Here is a 17,318-nt window from a genome sequence, read left to right as displayed (position 1 = left end):
AGCCGTGGATGATCTGTTACAGGATGGAGCGGCGGGGGAACGGGCGGGGGAGCAGGGCGACGAGCGGGTCGCACGGGTCGAGCTGTTCGCGGCGCGCGTCCCCCTATCCGAGCTGGCGCGCGGGGCCATGGCCGAGAGCGACAACGGCCTGGGCATGGCCATCCCCACCGAGGAGGCGTGGCTCGAGGCCGACTTCCTCTTCTGCCGCCTCGTCGACGGGGCCGGGCGGGAGGGGTGGGGTGAGGCCTACGTGTGGCTGCCGGAGAGCGGGGTGTCGAACCTCGACATGGCCTCGGCCATCGAGCACCACCTCGCTCGCTACGTCCTGGGCTCCCGACCCGTCGCCGTGCAGGCGCTGGCGGCCCGGTTCGACCGCAACGTGGCCCGCAACGAGATGGCCAAGGGCCTGGTCGACACGGCCTGCCACGACCTGGCGGCCCGCCAGCGGGACTGCCCGGTGCACGACCTGATCGGTGGTGCGACGGTCGATCGCATCCCGCTGTGCGGCCTGGTCCCCCTCGGCTCGCCCGAGGGGGTGGCCGGGCTCTGCCACGGCTACCAGCGGGCCGGCTACGGCACCGTGCGGATCAAGCTGGGCGAGGGCCCCGAGGCCGACCGCGACGTCATCGCCGCCGTCCGCGAGCGCTGCGGGTCCGGGCTACGGATCCGGGTCGACTTCAACCAGGCCTACACCGCCGCCGGGGCCGTCCGAGTCCTGCGCCTGCTCGAGCCGTTCGGGATCGACGGGGCCGAGCAGCCGCTGCCGCTCGGGGACCTGATCGGGATGGCCGAGGTGGCCCGCCGCACCGACATCCCGCTCTTCCTCCACGAGGGGTTCTTCTCCATGGGCGACCTGGTCGCCCTGATCGACGCCGGGGGGTGCGGCGTGGTGGGCGTGAACGGCGAGAGGCCGGGCGGGGTCACCGGGGCCCTGCGGGCGATCGACTACGCCGCGGCGCGGGGGATGGGCACCATCATCCACAACCAGCCCCTCGGCATCGGCACCGCCACCCACGCCCACGTCGCCGCCGCCCGGTTCGACCGCCTCGGCCACGCCGTGGAGCTCGCCGGCGACGTCATGTTCGACGAGCACCTCGTCACCGAGCGCTACCGGGTCGACCACGGCGAGCTGGTCCTGCCCGGCGGGCCCGGGTGGGGGATCGAGGTCGACCGCGACGCCCTCGACGACCACCTCGTCGCCCCGCCGGTGGTCGTCGCCCGGTGACGACGGCTCGGATCTACCGCGGCGCGACGGTCCTCGCCCCCGAGCCCACGCCACCGGGCACCGCCGTGGCCGTGGCCGACGGCCGCATCGTCGCCGTCGGGCCCGAGGACCGGTGCACGGCGGCGCTGCCCTCGGACGCCGAGGTCGTCGACCTCGACGGGCGGGTCCTGGCGCCCGGCTTCGTCGACGCCCACCTCCACCCGCTCGTGATGTGCGTCTTCGAGACGAGCCTGGTGCTCGACCGCGCCGGCACCCTCGCCGACGTCCTCGACGCCGTCGCCGACCAGGCCCGGGCCACCGCCCCCGACCGGACGATCGTCGGCTTCCAGCTCGACGACGAGAGGCTCGCCGAGCGCCGCCTCCCCACCGCGGCCGAGCTCGACGCCGCCGCCGCCGGCCGAGCCGTCGTGCTCCTGCGGCGCGACGGGCACCACGCCGTGGCCTCCTCGGCCGCCCTGGCCGCCGTGAGCTACGACCGGCCCGGGTCGGACCCGGCCGGCGGCGAGGTGGTCCGCGACGCCACGGGCCCGACGGGGCTCGTGCGCGAGACGGCGGTCGCCCCCCTGCTCGGGCTGATGCCCGACGTCACCTTCGAGGAGCTGGAGGCCGGGCTGGTGGCGTGGCGAGATCGCCTGCTGGCCCAGGGCGTGACGGCGATCTCGGCCATGTGCCAGACCACCGCCGAGGGCCCGTCGGGTGACGCCGGTGCCCTCGAGGCGGTCGGCTGGTCGGCCCTCGTCGACCGGGTGCCGTTCGACGTGCAGACGATCCTCATCACCCCCGACGTCGCCGACGTCGAGCAGATGCGGGCCCGCCCCCTGCACCGGCCCGGGGCCGGACGCCGCCTCGACGCCGTCAAGCTCTTCCTCGACGGCACCCTCGGCGGGCGCACCGCCTGCATGCACCAGCCCTACGCCGACCACGACGTCACGGGGCTGCCGACGCTCGCCCCCGCCGAGGCCCGGCGGCGGGTCGAGGCCGCCCACCTCGCCGGGCTCCAGGTGTGCATCCACGCCATCGGGGACCGCGCCACCCGCGACGCCGTCGCCGTCCTCGCCGAGGTGGTCGCCGCCCACCCGGGTCCGCACCGCCACCGCGTCGAGCACGCCTCGGTCCTCGACGACGCCACCGTCGAGCAGATGGCCGAGGTCGGCGTCACCGCCGTGGTCCAGCCCATCAGCCTGCGCAGCGAGTCCCACTGGCTGGCCCGTCGGATCGGACCGGAGCGGCTGGGCCGGACGTACCCCTTCCGCCGCCTCCTCGACGCGGGTGTGGCCGTCGCCGGCTCCTCTGACGCCCCGATCGAGGCCACCGACGTCCTCGCCGCCATGCACGCTGCCGTCGACCGCCGGATCGCGCCCGAGCAGGCGCTGACCGGCGCCGAGGCCCTCGCCCTCCACACGCGCGGCGGCGCCCGGGCCCGCCGGACCGAGGACGAGTTCGGCTCCATCGCCCCCGGCCGGCGGGCCGACCTCGTCGTCCTCGACCGCGATCCCACCGTCGTCCCCGCCGGGACGATCGCCTCCACCCGGGTCCTGGCGACGGTCGTCGCCGGCACCGTCCACCACCGCCACCCCGACCACCCGGAGCTGCTCCCGTGATCCCTCCTGCCGCCGACCTCGCCACGTCCCGCGCCCAGCTGCTGTCCGCCGCCGAGGAGGCGGGGGCCGTGCTCGCCTCGTACCTGCACCCCCGCCCCGGTCCCGACGGCGAGCCCCTCTCGGCCGACACGGCCCGCTTCGGCGCCCCGATCGGCGCCGCCCGCGCCGTCGTGCTGGTGTCGTCGGGCCTCCACGGGGTCGAGGGCCACGCCGGCAACGGGGTGCAGCAGCTCCTGCTCGGCTCGGGCCGCCTGGCCGCCCTGCCCGACGACGTCGCCGTCGTGCTCGTCCACGCCGTCAACCCCTACGGGTTCGCCTGGTCCCGGCGGGTCGACCACGAGAACATCGACGTCAACCGCAACTTCGTCGACTACGCCGACCTGCCCGAGAACCCGCGCTACGCCGACGTCGACCCCATCCTCAACCCCACCGAGCTCGACCCCGACGATCGGTCCTTCCTCGGGGACCTGATGGCGTTCTGGTCCGAGGTCGGCGACGACGTCGCATTCCGGACGATCAGCGGCGGCCAGTACAGCCACCCCCGGGGCGTGCAGTACGGCGGTCAGGGGGCGAGCTGGTCCCGGCGGACGCTCGAGCAGATCTGGGACCGCGAGCTGGCCGGTGCGGAGGAGGCGGTGGCCATCGACGTCCACACCGGGCTCGGCCCCCTCGGCCGGTTGACCGTCTTCCAGACGGCCGATGCCGCCGAGCCGGCGGCCGAGGCAGGGGCGGCCTGGTTCCCCGAGCACATCTACCGCGCCGATCGCACCGGATCGGTCGACCACGGCCTCATGGGCCCCGGCCTCGACGAGTGGGCCGCCGGGCGGCTGGCCACGGCCACGTTCGTGCTGGAGGTCGGCACCCACGAGCCGACCGAGGGGGTGTCGGTGTTCCGGGCCGACAACTGGCTCCACCACCACGGCGACCCGTCGTCGGAGGTCGGGCGGCGCATCCGCCAGCAGGTGCGGGACTTCTTCTTCGTCGACGACCCGGGCTGGCGCACCGATGTCGCCGACCAGGTCCTCGCCGCGGTCCACACCACCCTCGACGGCGTCGAGCGCCGCCAGGGCTCGGGCCCGGTCGGGGTCAGGTGATCTCGGTGCCGTCGGGTCTGGTGATGTGCCAGGTGCCGGTGGGGTCGCGCCAGGTGGTGTAGCCGTGGGTGCGGAGTCGGTTGTGCCTCCCGCAGGCGGGTCCCCCGTTGCGGGGGTTGGTACTCCCGCCACCGTCTCCGTTGCGTCCTCCCTGGTCGCTCCAGGGGGTGAGGTGGTCGCTTTGGCAGTCGGTGACCGGGACGTGGCAGCCGGGCCAGTAGCAGGTGGTCGATGAGAGCTTGACGGCCAGGGCGGCGGGGCCGGTGAAGAGGCGGCTCTTGCGGCCGAGGTCGATCACGACCGAGTCGGAGCCGACCACCACCCGCCGCACGTGGCCGATCAATGCGGCGGCGACGGCGGCGGTGGGCTCGATGGGGTTGCCGTCGAGGGTGGAGCACCGCCGCCCCGCAGCGGGGAAGGTGGCCCGGGCGTCGTCGACGGGGGTGGGGTCGATGCCGGCGAGGCGGGCGGCGATGTGTTCGAAGGTGGGTTGGTCGATGACCACGTTGGTGACCACCTGGGACCCGCCCTCAGATGCGTGGTGGGCGGCGGCGGAGCGGAAGATCTCCTCGAGGGCGTCGAAGCGGCGCTGGGCGTCGGTGCGGGGCAGGTCGGCGGGGGTGGCGGCGTCGCCGTGCTCGGCGCGGGCCTTGTCCCAATCAGCGAGGGTCTCGGCCTTGAGCTGGGCCTGGAAGATCGACCACAGCTCGGCCCCGACCAACGAACCACACCGCCCGGTGATCTCCCAGCCGCCGTCGAAGTTCTGGTGCAACCGGGCGTCACGCTTGTCGTGGGCGGCCTGGTCGCGGTCGCGGGTGCCGTCCTCGTCGACGAGGCTCACCCACTCCCGGACCTTCTGATCGAAGACCCGGTACGTGTTGGTCTGGGCTTCGGTGGCGAAGGAGGCCTCGTTGGCCTCCACCGCATCCCGGACCCGCGGGTTGGCATGAGCGCGAGCGATCCGCTCGACCTGGCACCGACCGATCGCCCCCTCCGCGAACGCCTGGTGCACCGTCGGCAGGGACCGGAGGGCCTTGGCACACGCGGCCCGCCGGGCCGCCTCACGGGTCGAGAGGTTGGCGTGATGGCGGACCATCACCTTGGCCGACGCATGCCCGTCGCCGGCATGGAACCCGCTGCGCTCGATCTCGGCCACGACGTCGATCTGGACGGACTGGACCTTGCGGCCCAGGGTCTCCACCCCGACGGTCAGCTCCCGGGCCTCGGCGACATCGTCCGGGGCCACCCCGACCCGCTGGAGGGTGTCGACCGCCGCGATGGCAGCCGCGAGCGCCTCCGCCCTCGTCGGATCGCACACCGTCTCCATGCCCCCGACCCTACGCCAGGGGTGTGACAGTCAAGCCGACGCAAACCCAGTCCCCACAAGGGTTCGGGGTGAACCAGCACCCCATCCGGGACACGCCGGGATCGATGGCGCACGTGCCCCATCGCCGACGGGTCAAGGTCGGCACTCAGGAGGGCCGCACGCTCACACTCGCCCGACCCCGACCCCGACCCCGAGCCGGTGCTACGGGGACGCACGCCGCATCCGAGGCGCCGTTCCCTACAGGGCCGTCCGGTTCGCCGACCGATCGTCGTCGCGGGGGAGGGTGCCGCTGTGGAGGAAGCCCTCCATGGCTCGATCTCGCCACGAAGCCGTCGAGTCGTAGATCTCCTGCTCGGTGTCCACGGTCGAGACGAGGACGCCGGGTGCGTTGCGGCGCAGTCGCCCGATGGTGATGCCGTCCGCTCTGAGGAAGAAGGCCGGCCACATGCTCTCGCGCGCCGAGGAGTTCGAGCAGCTGATCCAGACGTGACTCGACGCCGCGGCGGCCGTCATCGTCGCCGGCATCGTGAGGCCCGGATAGGTGAAGGTCGGTGCGGGGTTGAGCGTCCTGAGTGCCGGTCCGATCGCGGCGCCGATGGCCTCGACCTGCTCACGAGGAGCGTTGGCCGCGTGGAAGGAGTGGAACACCACGTCGACGCCATGCCGCTTGTACGCGCGGTACAGCTCCGGGTACCGGTAGTCGTGACAGATCAGGGCACCGCATGTGATGCCGTTGATGTCCCAGGTGGAGTGGTGGTCGCCGGGGGCGTAGTGGGCGAGGTCGCCCGAACGTCCGTCTGGGTCTCCCGAGCAGAACCGCTTGTCGTAGCGATCGACGACGTCGCCGGCGCCGTTGATCACATAGACGCTGTTGTGCGGCTTGTGTGGCGGTCTCAGACGGTGCGCGGACCCGACGACCACCCAGACGCCGAGCTGTCTCGCCAGAGCTCGCACCTGATCGGCGGCGTCGCGCAGCCGGTCCCACTCGAAGCCGTCGAAGGACGCGAAGTCTGTTCCCGCGTAGCCCGACAGCGCCCCCTCCGGGAAGTGCGCCACGTCAGCTCCGCGCTCGACCGCCGTCTCGATCTGGCGACGAACCCAGGCGTGGTTCGCGTCGACGTCGGAGCTCACGGGGAACTGGCACGTCGCCACACGAAGGGTCGCCATGACGTGATGATGGCCCAGGAGAAGCGTTCCCGACGGTGCTGTTCGAGGACGGGCGAACGTCGTCCGACACGACGCCGGGACGGTCCGACGCCTGGCGTCGGCCGTAGGGTGGCGCCTTGGACCTCCTGCTGCTGTCGAACTCGCGCAACCACGGCGAGGAGATGTTCGCCCACGCCGCCGAGGCCTTCGTCGAGGTCGTCGCCGGGGCGCCGGTCACCTTCGTCCCCTTCGCCCTGGCCGACTGGGACGCCTACGCCGAGCGGGCCCGGGACGCGTTCGGGCGCATGGGCATCGAGGCCACCTCGGCCCACGAGGCCGCCGACCCGGCGGCGGCGATCCTCGACGCCGAGGTCGTCATGGTCGGCGGCGGGAACACCTTCCGGCTCCTCGACAGCCTGGCCGGGCTCGGCGTCCTCGACGGGCTCGAGCGCCACGTCCGCGAGGGGCGGACCCGCTACATGGGCGCCTCGGCCGGCACCAACGTGGCCTGCCCCACCATCCGGACCACCAACGACATGCCGATCTGCTGGCCGCCGAGCTTCGACGCCCTCGGCGTGGTCCCGTTCCAGATCAACCTGCACTACGTCGACACCGACCCCGCCTCGACCTACATGGGCGAGACCCGTGAGGAGCGCATCGAGGAGTTCCTCGAGGAGAACGACTGCCCCGTGCTCGCCCTGTACGAGGGCACCTGGCTCCGGGTGAGCGGGGGACGGGCGACGGTCACCGGCCCGGCCCGGCTCTTCCGCCGGGGCCGGGTGGACGTCTTCGCCGACGGGGTGGACGTCACCGAGCTGCTCGACCTGGCCCCCGCCTACGACCGGGGCCGGCGACCGAGGAGCGGCGCCGGGTAGGCTGGCCCCTCACCTGACCCAGTGGGGACCCTCTCGACCCTCGGCCGCCACGGCCGGCGAGATCCCGTCGCCTCCTCTGAGCCACTCCGAGGAGAGACATGCCCCCAGCCCCCGTCATCGCCCTGTCCGTCGCGCGCGCCGCCCGCGACCGGCGCGAGGCCACCGGCCCGGTCGCTGCCCCCCGCCCCGAGGCCACGCCCGAGCGGCGCCCCACGGCGGTCGTCTACTGCGAGGCCAACCTGGGGGAGATCGACGGCAAGACCGCCAACGGCCTCGTCCGCCACTCCGAGGCCTACGAGATCGTCTCGGTCATCGACAGCACCAGGGCCGGCGCCGACGCCGGCGCGGTCCTGGGGGACGAGCCCAACGGGATCCCCGTCTGCCGCAGCCTGGCCAAGGCCCTGTCCACCGTGGGCGACATGCCCGACGCCTTCATCTTCGGGATGGCCCCGTCGAGCGGCATGCTCTCGCCCGCCGAGCGGTCGGTCGTGCTGGGGGCCATCACCCTCGGCATGGACATCGTGAACGGGCTGCACGAGTTCCTCAACGACGACCCCGAGCTGGCCTCCGCCGCGGCGGCGGCCGGGGTGACGATCTTCGACGTGCGCCGGCCCCGGGACAAGAAGGACCTGCGGATGTTCACCGGCCGCATCACCGAGGTGACGTGCCCGGTCGTCGCCGTGCTCGGCACCGACGGCGCCATCGGCAAGCGCACCACGGCCACGATCCTCGTGCGGGCCCTGAACGACGCCGGGATCCGCGCCGTCCTCGTCAGCACGGGCCAGACCGGCCTGATCCAGGGCGGCCGCCACGGCATCGCCCTCGACGCCATCCCGTCGCAGTTCTGCTCGGGCGAGGTCGAGGCCACGGTCCTGGAGGCGTTCGAGGCCGAGCGCCCCGACGTGATCGTGGTCGAGGGCCAGGGGGCGCTCAGCCACCCGGCCTACCTGACGTCGGCGTTCATCCTGCGCGGCTCCCGCCCCGACGCCGTGCTGCTCCAGCACGCACCGGGACGGGTCCGGCTGGGCGACTTCGGCGACGTGCCGATGCCGGACCCGGCGACGGAGATCGCCCTCATCGAGACCTTCGCCCCGACGACCAAGGTCATCGGCATCACCATCAACCACGAGAACCTCGACGACGACGCCGTCTCGGCCACCATGGCCGGCTACCACGCCGAGCTGGGCCTGCCGGCGACCGACGCCCTCACCCGGCCGCCGGAGGCCCTCGTCGCCATGGTCGTGGCCGCCTTCCCGCACCTCGCCGAGCACGCCCCCCTCGTCGACGTCTGATGGCGGCGCCCCGGGTGGAGGTCGACCTGGTGGCGGTCGACCACAACGCCCGCACCCTCGTGGGCCGGCTGGCGGCCCGGGGCATCGGCGTCACCGGCGTCACCAAGGCCACCCTGGGGTGGCCGCCTCTGGCCCGCACCCTGGTCGACGCCGGCGTCCGGGGCCTGGCCGACTCCCGGCCGGCGAACCTGGAGCGGCTGGCCGCGGCGGGCGTCGAGAGCCACCGCACCCTCCTGCGCTCGCCGACGCCCGACGAGGCGAGCCGGGTGGTCCTGGCCGCCGACGCCAGCTGCAACACCGAGGCCGTCGTCGTCCGGGCCCTGTCGGGTGCCGCCGTCGCCGCCGGGCGCGTCCACGGCGTCGTGCTCATGGTGGAGCTGGGCGACCTCCGCGAGGGCCTGATGCCCGACGACGTCGAGGAGGCCGCCCTCCTCGTCCGCAGCCTCCCCGGGCTCCACCTCCGCGGCATCGGGACGAACCTCGCCTGCCAGAGCGGCGTCACCCCCGACGCCACCAACATGGCCGTCCTCTCCGGCCTGGCCGACGCCGTCGAGGTCGCCACCGGGTCGTCCCTGGAGGTCGTCTCGGGCGGCGGGTCGAGCACCCTCGGCTGGGCCCTGGGCGAGGCCGCCGTCGGCCGCATCGACGACCTGCGGCTGGGGGAGGCGATCCTCCTGGGGCGCGAGCCCCTGCAGCGACGGGCCCTCGAGGGGCTGCGCACCGACGCCTTCGTCCTGGTGGGCGTGGTGATCGAGGCCAAGGTCAAGCCGTCGGCGCCGTGGGGCGCCATCGGCGAGACGGCCTTCGGGCCGGCGCGCCCCGCCCTCGACCGGGGCCTCCGGCGGCGCGCCATCGTCGCCCTCGGCCACCAGGACACCGACCCCGACGGCCTGGTGGCGCCGCCCGGCATGACGGTCCTGGGGGCGAGCAGCGACCACCTCGTCATCGACCCCGGCGACGAGGTCCTGGCGGTGGGGGACGAGGTGGCGTTCGGGCTCGGCTACGGCGCCCTGGTGCGGGCCCTGACCTCGCCCTTCGTCGCCTGCGTCCCGACCGCGGTCGCCACCCCCGCCTGAGGGGCGGGCCGGCTCAGACGCGACCGGTCACCGGCTCGGCGAGCCAGTCCCGGGTGGTGGGGAAGCCGCTCTCGCCGCCGGCCTGGGGGCGCACGGCGACCACCTGGTGCACCGAGATGCGCCCGGCCTCGAAGCCCACGGCCGAGCCGGCCATGTAGAGCCGCCAGGTGCGGGCCCGGGCCGGGCCGGCGAGCCGCTGGGCCTCGTCCCAGCCGTCCTGCAGGTTGGCCACCCACGCCCGGAGGGTGCGGGCGTAGTGCTCGCGGAGCGACTCGACGTCGCGGACCTCGAGCCCGGCCCGCTGGAGCGTCGTCACCACCTGGCCGACCTCGTACAGGGCGGCGTCGGGGAAGACGTAGCGGCCGATGAAGCTGCGGTCGTCGACGCCGGCGGTGTCGTCGGGGTTGGCCCGCGAGATGGCGTGGTTGAGCAGCCGGCCGCCCGGGGCCAGCAGTCGGGTCACGGCGGCGGCGTAGGTGTCGGCCTGGCCCTCGCCGACGTGCTCGAACATCCCGACGCTGGCGATGGCCGGGAACTCGGGCTCGTCGAGGTCCCGGTAGTCCTGGACCCGGATCTCCACCCGGTCCTCGAGGCCCTCGTCCGCCACCCGCTGGCGGGCCCGGGCGGCCTGCTCCGGGGACAGGGTGACGCCGAGGGCCCGGGCCCCGTGGTGCTTGGCGGCGTGGATGACGAACGAGCCCCACCCGCACCCGATGTCGAGCACCCGCATCCCGGGCGTGAGCCCCAGCTTGCGGCAGACGAGCTCGTGCTTGGCCGCCTGGGCGGCCTCGAGGCTGTCGACCCCGGGCGCCCAGTACGCGCACGAGTAGGTCATGGCCTCGCCCAGGACGAGGCGGTAGAACTCGTTGCCCACGTCGTAGTGGTGGCGCACGGCGGTGGAGTCCCGGCGCCGGCTGTGGCGGCGGCCGCGGGCCCGGGCCTCCTCCGGCGGGGGCGGCAGGGGCGGACCCAGCGCCCCCACCTCGCGCATGGTCCGGGCGATGGCGGCGGCGTCGGTCAGGCGGGGGCCGACGCGCACGTGGTCGCTGGACCCGCCGAGCACGTCGCGCACGGCGAGGAGGTCGAAGATGTCGCCGTCGACGTCGATCTCGCCGGCGATGTGGGCCCGGGCCAGGCCCAGCTCGCCGGGGGCGTAGAGGATGCGGCGCAGGGCGTCGGGGCTGCGGACGACCACCGTGATCGGTCGCCGGTCGCCGGCGGTGGCGGCCCGGGCCCCCACCGGCTCGTCCGGCTCGACGCGAGAGCCGTCCCACGCCTCCAGGGCGAACGGGAGCGCCCCGCCGAGCAGGCGGCGGACGAGCGGCGCGAGGATCGGAGCGATGTCGGTCATGGGGGACCTCCGTCGAGACCTGCGTCCAGCGTCCCGCCGGACGCACCCGCCGTCAACACCTTTGGCCGCCGGTGTGATTCCCGTCTCGTCCTGCTCGGGGTCGAACCCGGGCACGCATGGGTAGGGTCGGCCCTCATGTGTGGGATCGCTGGTGAGGTGCGACTCGACGGCCGGAGGCCCGACGTGGCGGCGGTCGCGGCCATGGCCGACGCCATGGAGCGCCGCGGTCCCGACGCCGCGGGCACCTGGGCCCAGGGCCGGGTGGCGCTGGGCCACCGGCGGCTGCGGATCATCGACCTGAGCGAGCACGGGGCCCAGCCCATGGTCGACGCCGAGCTGGGGCTCAGCGTCTGCTTCAACGGGTGCATCTACAACTACGAGGCGCTCCGGGACGAGCTCAGCGGCCACGGCTACCGCTTCTTCTCCCACAGCGACACCGAGGTCCTGATCAAGGCGTACCACCGCTGGGGCGATCGCTTCGTCGAGCGGCTGCACGGCATGTTCGCCTTCGCCCTGGTCGAGCGGGACAGCGGGCGGGTGCTGCTCGGCCGGGACCGGCTGGGGATCAAGCCCCTCTACGTGAGCGAGACCCCCGACCGGGTCCGCTTCGCCTCGGCCGTGCCCGCCCTCCTCGCCGGTGGCGACGTCGACACCCGCATCGACCCCGTCGCCCTCCACCACTACCTGTCGTTCCACTCGGTGGTCCCCCCGCCCCTCACCATCCTCGAGGGCGTCAAGAAGGTGCCGCCGGCGACCCTCGTCGCCCTCGAGCCCGACGGTCGGCGCACCGAGGAGGTCTACTGGCGGCCCGACTTCACCCGTCACGACGACCGGGCGGGCTGGAGCGCGCGGGACTGGGAGGACGCCGTCCTCGACGCCCTGCGGCTCGCGGTCGAGCGCCGCCTGGTCGCCGACGTGCCCGTCGGCTGCCTGCTGTCGGGGGGCGTCGACTCCAGCCTCATCGTCGGCCTCCTGGCCGAGGCCGGCCAGCACGGGCTGCAGACCTTCTCGATCGGCTTCGAGTCCGTGGGTGGGGTCGAGGGAGACGAGTTCCGCTGGTCGGACATCGTCGCCGAGCGCTTCGCCACCGACCACCACCAGATGCGCATCGGCGCCGACCGCATGCTGCCGGCCCTCAGCGAGGCCATCGCCGCCATGAGCGAGCCCATGGTCAGCCACGACTGCGTGGCCTTCTACCTCCTCAGCCAGGAGGTCTCGAAGCACGTGCGCGTGGTCCAGTCGGGTCAGGGGGCCGACGAGGTCTTCGCCGGCTACCACTGGTACCCGCCGATGATGGAGCCCGGCGCCCAGAGCATCGAGGGCAGCGTGGCCGCCTACCGCGCCGCCTTCTTCGACCGGGACCCCGAGGCGCTGCGGCTCCTCGCCGCCGCCGGCCAGGTGCCCGACGGCGACCCCAGCGGCCGCTTCGTCGCCGACCACTTCGCCGTCCCCGGGGCCGCCACCGGCACCGACCGGGCCCTGCGCCTCGACACCACCGTGATGCTGGTCGACGACCCGGTGAAGCGGGTCGACAACATGACGATGGCCTGGGGCCTCGAGGGCCGGGTGCCGTTCCTCGACCACGAGCTGGTCGAGCTGGCCGCCACCTGCCCCCCGGAGCTCAAGACCGCCCACGGCGGCAAGGGCGTCCTCAAGGAGGCGGCCCGCCGGGTCATCCCCCACGAGGTCATCGACCGGCCCAAGGGCTACTTCCCGGTGCCCGCCCTGACCCACCTCGAGGGGCCCTACCTGGAGATGGTGCGCGAGGCCCTGCACGCCCCGGCGGCCAAGGAGCGGGGCCTGTTCCGCCCCGAGGCCGTCGACGCCCTCCTGGCCGACCCCAACGGCCGCCTCACCCCCCTGCGCGGCAACGAGCTGTGGCAGATCGGGCTGCTGGAGCTGTGGCTCCAGGGCCACGGCATCACCGGGCCGGCCGCTTGACGGGCGACGACGAGGGCCGAGCGGTCCCCGGCGGCGCCGACCCCGCGTGGTCCAGCTCCGCCGCCGGTCCTCCCGATGAGGAGCTCCCGGCCGCCGACCCGGGTGGGGAGACCGGTCGGGCCCGCCGCCCGGTCGAGGACGGGTGGACCCACGCCGAGGCCATCACCACCACGTCGTGGGACACGCCCCCACCCCACATCAAGGAGGCGATGGACGCCGACGTCGTCCTCGACATGGGCTGGGGCCGGCTGGTGTTCGGGCAGACCTTCGCCGACCACGACCGCATCGCCGAGGTCCTCGAGAGCGAAGCCGCGGGGCGGCGCGACATCTGCCTCTACCCCCGGGACCCCCACGTGCTGGTGGCCCAGCACCCCCACGAGCTCTTCATCGACCCCAGCTACACCTACCGGCTGCGGTTCAGCCGCGACCGGGACGTGCGCAACGACAGCCCGAGCATCGCCGTCCGCCCCATCACCGGCGAGGCCGACGCCGAGGCCATCAACCGCACCTACGTGCGCTGCGGGATGGTGCCCGCCCCGATCGACGTCATCTGGCGCAACCACGCCGAGACCCGCCACGTGCTCTACCTCGTCGCCGTCCGCCCGGACACGGGAGAGGTCGTGGGCACCGTCACCGGCGTCGACCACCGCCGCCTCTTCTCCGACCCCGAGCTGGGTTCGAGCCTCTGGTGCCTGGCGGTCGACCCGGGCTGCTCGGTGCCCGGCGTCGGGGCCGCGCTCGTCGGGGCCCTGGCCGACGTCATGCGCGACCGGGGCCGGGCCTACATGGACCTGTCGGTGGTGCACGACAACGCCGCGGCCATCGCCCTCTACGAGAAGCTCGGGTTCGAGCGCGTCCCCGTCTACGGCGTCAAGCGCAAGAACGCCATCAACGAGCCGCTGTTCACCGGCACCCCGGAGACCATCGACGACCTCAACCCCTACGCCCGGATCATCGCCGACGAGGCGATCCGCCGGGGGATCCGGGTCGAGGTCCTCGACGCCGAGGCCGGCGAGCTGCGACTGACCCACGGGGCCCGCAGCGTGGTCACGCGGGAGTCGCTCTCGGAGCTGACCTCCGCCGTGGCCATGAGCCGCTGCGACGACAAGCGCCTCACCCGGCGGATCGTGTCCGAGGCCGGGATCACCGTGCCCCGCGGGCGGCTGGCCACCTTCGACGAGGGCGACGCCGCCTTCCTGGAGGAGGTCGGCGACGTGGTGGTGAAGCCGGTGCGGGGTGAGCAGGGCCTCGGCATCACCGTGGGCGTCGACGGCCCGGACGCGCTGGAGGCGGCTCTGGCCCGCGCCCGCGAGCACTGCCCCGACGTGCTGGTCGAGGAGCGGGCCCCGGGCGACGACCTGCGCCTCGTGGTGATCGACGGCAGGGTCGTGGCCGCCGCCGTCCGGCGGCCGGCCGAGGTCGTCGGCACCGGCGAGCACACCGTCCGCGACCTGATCGTGGCCCAGAGCCGACGGCGCTCGGCCAGCACCGGCGGTGAGGCCAAGATCCCCCTGGACGACCTCACCGAGGCGACCGTCGGGGAGGCCGGCTGGCACCTCGACGACGTCCTGCCCGAGGGCACGCGCCTGCGGGTCCGGCGCACGGCCAACCTCCACACCGGCGGGACCATCCACGACGTGACCGCCGAGGTCCACCCCGACCTGCGCCAGGTCGCCGTCGTCGCCGCCGAGGCCATCGGCATCCCCGTCACCGGCATCGACCTGCTGGTCCCGGACGTGACCACCCCCGACTACGTGTTCATCGAGGCCAACGAGCGGCCCGGGCTGGCCAACCACGAGCCCCAGCCCACCGCGTCCGCCTTCATCGACCTGCTGTTCCCCACCAGCCCCGGGGTGCCCTGGGCCTGGACCCCCGAAGGAGCCTCCCCGTGACCGACGTGCCCACGACCGACGTCAGCGCGCTGCCCTTCGACGAGAAGTGGGCCCTGGACCTGCTGCTCGAGCTGCTCCGCACACCCAGCCCGTCGGGGCGCACCGACGCAGTGATGCAGCTGGTGGGCGACGTGCTCACCGACCTCGGCCTGGAGTTCTCCCTCACCCGCCGAGGCTCGCTGCTGGCCGAGATCCCGGGCCGCTCGGCCGGCATCGACCGGGCCCTGGTGGTGCACGCCGACACGATCGGCTGCATGGTGCGGACGCTCAAGGACAACGGCCGGCTCGAGATCGTCCAGGTCGGCACCTTCAGCGCCCGCTTCGCCGAGGGCGCCCGGGTGAGGATCCTGGGCGACGACCACAGCCGCACGTTCACCGGCACGATCATGCCGCTCAAGGCCAGCGGGCACGCCTTCGGCGACGAGGTCGACACCCAGGGCATCGGGTGGGAGCACGTCGAGGTGCGCGTCGACGAGGAGGTCCACGACCGGGCCGGGCTGGAGGCGCTGGGCATCCAGGTCGGTGACTTCGTGGCCCTCGACGCCAACCCCGAGATCACCCGGTCGGGCTTCGTCGTCAGCCGCCACCTCGACGGCAAGGCCGGCGTGGCCGCCGCCCTCGCCGCGGCCCGGGCCATCGTGAACGGCGGGGTCGTGCTGCCGCACCGGGCGTCGCTCCTGGTGACCATCGCCGAGGAGATCGGCCAGGGCGCCAGCCACGGGCTCCACGCCGAGGTGGCCGAGATGATCTCGGTCGACAACGCCGTCTGCGCCCCCGGCCAGCACTCGATCGAGGACGGCGTCACGATCCCGATGGCCGACATGACCGGTCCCTTCGACTACCACCTGACCCGGCGCCTGTGCCGGGTCTGCGCCGAGCACGACATCCCCTTCGCCCGCGACATCTTCAAGTGGTACCGCTCCGACGTGGCCGCCGCCCTGGAGGCCGGGGCCGGGACCCGAGCGGCGCTCATCGCCTTCGGCCTCGACGGCAGCCACGGGTGGGAGCGCACCCACGTCCGCTCCATCAAGGCCGTGTCCGACCTGCTCACCATCTGGCTCCAGACGCCGCTCACCTTCGCCCGCTGGGACGCCACCCCGACCGGCCCCCTCGAGGAGTTCCCCAGCGGCCGCCAGCCCGCCCCCACCGAGGCCTGGGGCAAGCTGGAGGAGTAGTCCTCTCGTCACTCGTTCGGCTGCGCCTCACTCCGTTCCTCGAACCTGAGCGTGCCTCGCTGCGCTCGGCGCTGAAGATCTCCCGGAGCCGGACGCCTCGTTCCTCGGCGACACGGCTCCTCTGCGGGGGCAGATCCCCCGCACCCCCTAGCGGCTTGCGCCGGGCCGGGCGGGTTCGCGGCCATCGGCCGATCGCCCTTCGGCCGTCGTCTGGGGGCGCTCGTGAGCGAGATGCCTCAGGCCGGGGCGCCGCTGTTCATGCGGTCCATGCGGTCGAGGTGGGAGTCGCCGATGAGCATGGCGAGCAGGCGGCGGTGGGGGTGGCGGGCGTCGAGGTGGGCCGGGCTGGTCGTCGGCGGGTAGGCCAGCAGCTCCTCGACGTCCCAGGCGATGGCGAACAGCCGGCAGCGGTCGAGCTGCTCGGGGGCCGAGAACAGCTCGGGGTAGGCCTCGGCCAGCCAGTACGGCACCTCGGCGTAGTCGCGGGCGTGGGTCTGGCCGGCGTAGCTGGCCGGCACGTGGAGGTCCGGGTAGGCGCAGAAGCGGAGGAAGACGTCGAGGTCGAGGTCGCGGGGCGCCCCCCGGGCCCACTCGAAGTCGAGGATGGCCTCGAGGCGCTCGGCGGCCGGGTCGTAGAGGATGTTCTCGAAGCTCAGGTCGCCGTGGATGAGGGTGCTCGACGTGAACGGCTCGAGGCACCACGCCAGCCGCTGCACCATGGCCGAGAGGTCGTCGGTGAAGCGGCGGTCGACGTGCTCGAGGCTGCCGGCCCGGTCGATCGACACGACCAGGCGGGCGACGGCCATCGTCCCCGAGGGGGCGGGGTCGAGCAGCTGGGGCAGGTGGCGGAGCGGGGCGAGGGCGGGCACCGGGGTGGCGTGGATGAGGCGGAGCCGCTCGGCGAGGTCCCGGATCGCCTGGCGCCGGGCCTCGCGGGTGAGCGTCGGCCACACCCGGCTGAGGGGGAGGCCCGGCAGGCGCCCGAGCACCAGCCACTCGCTGCCCATCTCGGCGCCGTACCCGAGCACCGGGGGGTAGCCGACGGCGTTGGGGAGCACCTGCGAGAGCTGGGCCTCGCGGCGGAGGCGCTGGTCGGGTCGGCAGCTGACGCGGACGACGAGCTCGTCGGTCATCCACACCTCGTTGTTGACGCTCTCGACCGCCTCGAGGGCGATGTTGGGCCGGAGGCCGACGCTGGTCAGGGCGCGCCGGGCCCGGAGCTCGGGGAGCACGTCAGGCCCTCAGACCCGGCCCCGCGCCGCGGGGGCGACGGCCGGGACCCGGAGCAGCACGAGAGGCATGCGCCGTCCATCGGCGGGGCCA

13 protein-coding genes are annotated in these 17,318 nt (G+C 74.1%); 9 read left to right on the top strand and 4 right to left on the bottom strand.

Features of this window, described 5'->3' with window-relative positions; genetic code table 11:
* Positions 1-4: 4 nt before the first annotated feature.
* The 3 genes from HC251_RS16820 to HC251_RS16810 are packed head-to-tail and all read left to right on the top strand — an operon-like array spanning position 5 to position 3,920.
* Complete coding sequence (locus HC251_RS16820) at positions 5-1,225, top strand: mandelate racemase/muconate lactonizing enzyme family protein (RefSeq protein WP_219941763.1); 1,221 nt, start codon at positions 5-7, stop codon at positions 1,223-1,225.
* A complete protein-coding gene (locus HC251_RS16815; RefSeq protein WP_219941762.1) occupies positions 1,222-2,826 on the top strand; it encodes an amidohydrolase in 1,605 nt (534 codons plus the stop codon). Before HC251_RS16820 ends, HC251_RS16815 begins: the two co-directional genes overlap by 4 nt.
* Entirely contained in the window at positions 2,823-3,920 is a 1,098-nt protein-coding gene (locus tag HC251_RS16810) for a DUF2817 domain-containing protein (RefSeq protein WP_219941761.1), read from the top strand. The genes HC251_RS16815 and HC251_RS16810 overlap by 4 nt, the downstream gene beginning before the upstream one ends.
* On the opposite strand, the gene HC251_RS16805 is transcribed toward HC251_RS16810, so the two are convergent.
* Both HC251_RS16805 and HC251_RS16800 read right to left on the bottom strand, forming a co-directional pair.
* Positions 3,913-5,247, bottom strand: coding sequence for a DUF222 domain-containing protein (locus HC251_RS16805; protein WP_219941760.1), 1,335 nt, complete (start codon positions 5,245-5,247; stop codon positions 3,913-3,915). The genes HC251_RS16810 and HC251_RS16805 overlap by 8 nt on opposite strands.
* A 237-nt stretch (positions 5,248-5,484) precedes the next feature.
* Entirely contained in the window at positions 5,485-6,414 is a 930-nt protein-coding gene (locus tag HC251_RS16800; RefSeq protein WP_255566447.1) for a carbon-nitrogen hydrolase family protein, read from the bottom strand.
* Between the two features lie 116 nt (positions 6,415-6,530).
* Here HC251_RS16800 and pepE point away from each other — a divergent pair, with 116 nt between their 5' ends.
* The 3 genes from pepE to HC251_RS16785 all read left to right on the top strand — a co-directional run bounded on the left by pepE (position 6,531) and on the right by HC251_RS16785 (position 9,636).
* On the top strand, positions 6,531-7,268 hold the full coding sequence (gene pepE / locus HC251_RS16795) for a dipeptidase PepE (protein ID WP_219941758.1): 738 nt from the start codon (positions 6,531-6,533) through the stop codon (positions 7,266-7,268).
* 98 nt (positions 7,269-7,366) lie between these two features.
* On the top strand, positions 7,367-8,560 hold the full coding sequence (locus HC251_RS16790) for a DUF1611 domain-containing protein (RefSeq protein WP_219941757.1): 1,194 nt from the start codon (positions 7,367-7,369) through the stop codon (positions 8,558-8,560).
* Positions 8,560-9,636, top strand: a complete 1,077-nt coding sequence (locus HC251_RS16785) for an alanine/ornithine racemase family PLP-dependent enzyme (protein ID WP_219941756.1) — start codon at positions 8,560-8,562, stop codon at positions 9,634-9,636. The genes HC251_RS16790 and HC251_RS16785 overlap by 1 nt, the downstream gene beginning before the upstream one ends.
* Before the next feature lie 13 nt (positions 9,637-9,649).
* Here HC251_RS16785 and HC251_RS16780 read toward each other — a convergent pair whose 3' ends face one another.
* Complete coding sequence (locus HC251_RS16780) at positions 9,650-10,987, bottom strand: cyclopropane-fatty-acyl-phospholipid synthase family protein (protein WP_219941755.1); 1,338 nt, start codon at positions 10,985-10,987, stop codon at positions 9,650-9,652.
* A 135-nt stretch (positions 10,988-11,122) separates the two neighbouring features.
* On the opposite strand from HC251_RS16780, the gene HC251_RS16775 reads away from it, so the two are divergent.
* The 3 genes from HC251_RS16775 to HC251_RS16765 all read left to right on the top strand — a co-directional run bounded on the left by HC251_RS16775 (position 11,123) and on the right by HC251_RS16765 (position 15,995).
* Positions 11,123-12,928: an N-acetylglutaminylglutamine amidotransferase gene (locus HC251_RS16775; protein WP_219941754.1), complete on the top strand. Its 1,806-nt coding sequence runs from the start codon at positions 11,123-11,125 to the stop codon at positions 12,926-12,928.
* 161 nt (positions 12,929-13,089) lie between these two features.
* Positions 13,090-14,820: an N-acetylglutaminylglutamine synthetase gene (ngg, locus tag HC251_RS16770; RefSeq protein ID WP_370651304.1), complete on the top strand. Its 1,731-nt coding sequence runs from the start codon at positions 13,090-13,092 to the stop codon at positions 14,818-14,820.
* Positions 14,817-15,995, top strand: coding sequence for an osmoprotectant NAGGN system M42 family peptidase (locus tag HC251_RS16765; protein ID WP_219941752.1), 1,179 nt, complete (start codon positions 14,817-14,819; stop codon positions 15,993-15,995). The genes ngg and HC251_RS16765 overlap by 4 nt, the downstream gene beginning before the upstream one ends.
* 236 nt (positions 15,996-16,231) lie before the next feature.
* Here HC251_RS16765 and HC251_RS16760 read toward each other — a convergent pair whose 3' ends face one another.
* Complete coding sequence (locus tag HC251_RS16760; protein ID WP_219941751.1) at positions 16,232-17,227, bottom strand: phosphotransferase family protein; 996 nt, start codon at positions 17,225-17,227, stop codon at positions 16,232-16,234.
* Between the last annotated feature and the right edge of the window lie 91 nt (positions 17,228-17,318).

The organism is Iamia sp. SCSIO 61187 (genome assembly GCF_019443745.1).
Taxonomy (GTDB): Bacteria; Actinomycetota; Acidimicrobiia; order Acidimicrobiales; family Iamiaceae; genus Iamia.
Note: the sequence above shows the minus strand (reverse complement) of the source record. Positions and strands in the feature narration are given on the sequence as shown.

What these genes read in the sequence shown, in the direction of transcription:
- HC251_RS16780 (WP_219941755.1), bottom strand. Translation starts at nt 10,987, where the DNA reads ATGACCGACATCGCTCCGATCCTCGCGCCGCTCGTCCGCCGCCTGCTC.
- HC251_RS16800 (WP_255566447.1), bottom strand. Translation starts at nt 6,414, where the DNA reads ATGGCGACCCTTCGTGTGGCGACGTGCCAGTTCCCCGTGAGCTCCGAC.
- HC251_RS16775 (WP_219941754.1), top strand. Translation starts at nt 11,123, where the DNA reads ATGTGTGGGATCGCTGGTGAGGTGCGACTCGACGGCCGGAGGCCCGAC.
- HC251_RS16785 (WP_219941756.1), top strand. Translation starts at nt 8,560, where the DNA reads ATGGCGGCGCCCCGGGTGGAGGTCGACCTGGTGGCGGTCGACCACAAC.
- HC251_RS16790 (WP_219941757.1), top strand. Translation starts at nt 7,367, where the DNA reads ATGCCCCCAGCCCCCGTCATCGCCCTGTCCGTCGCGCGCGCCGCCCGC.
- HC251_RS16805 (WP_219941760.1), bottom strand. Translation starts at nt 5,247, where the DNA reads ATGGAGACGGTGTGCGATCCGACGAGGGCGGAGGCGCTCGCGGCTGCC.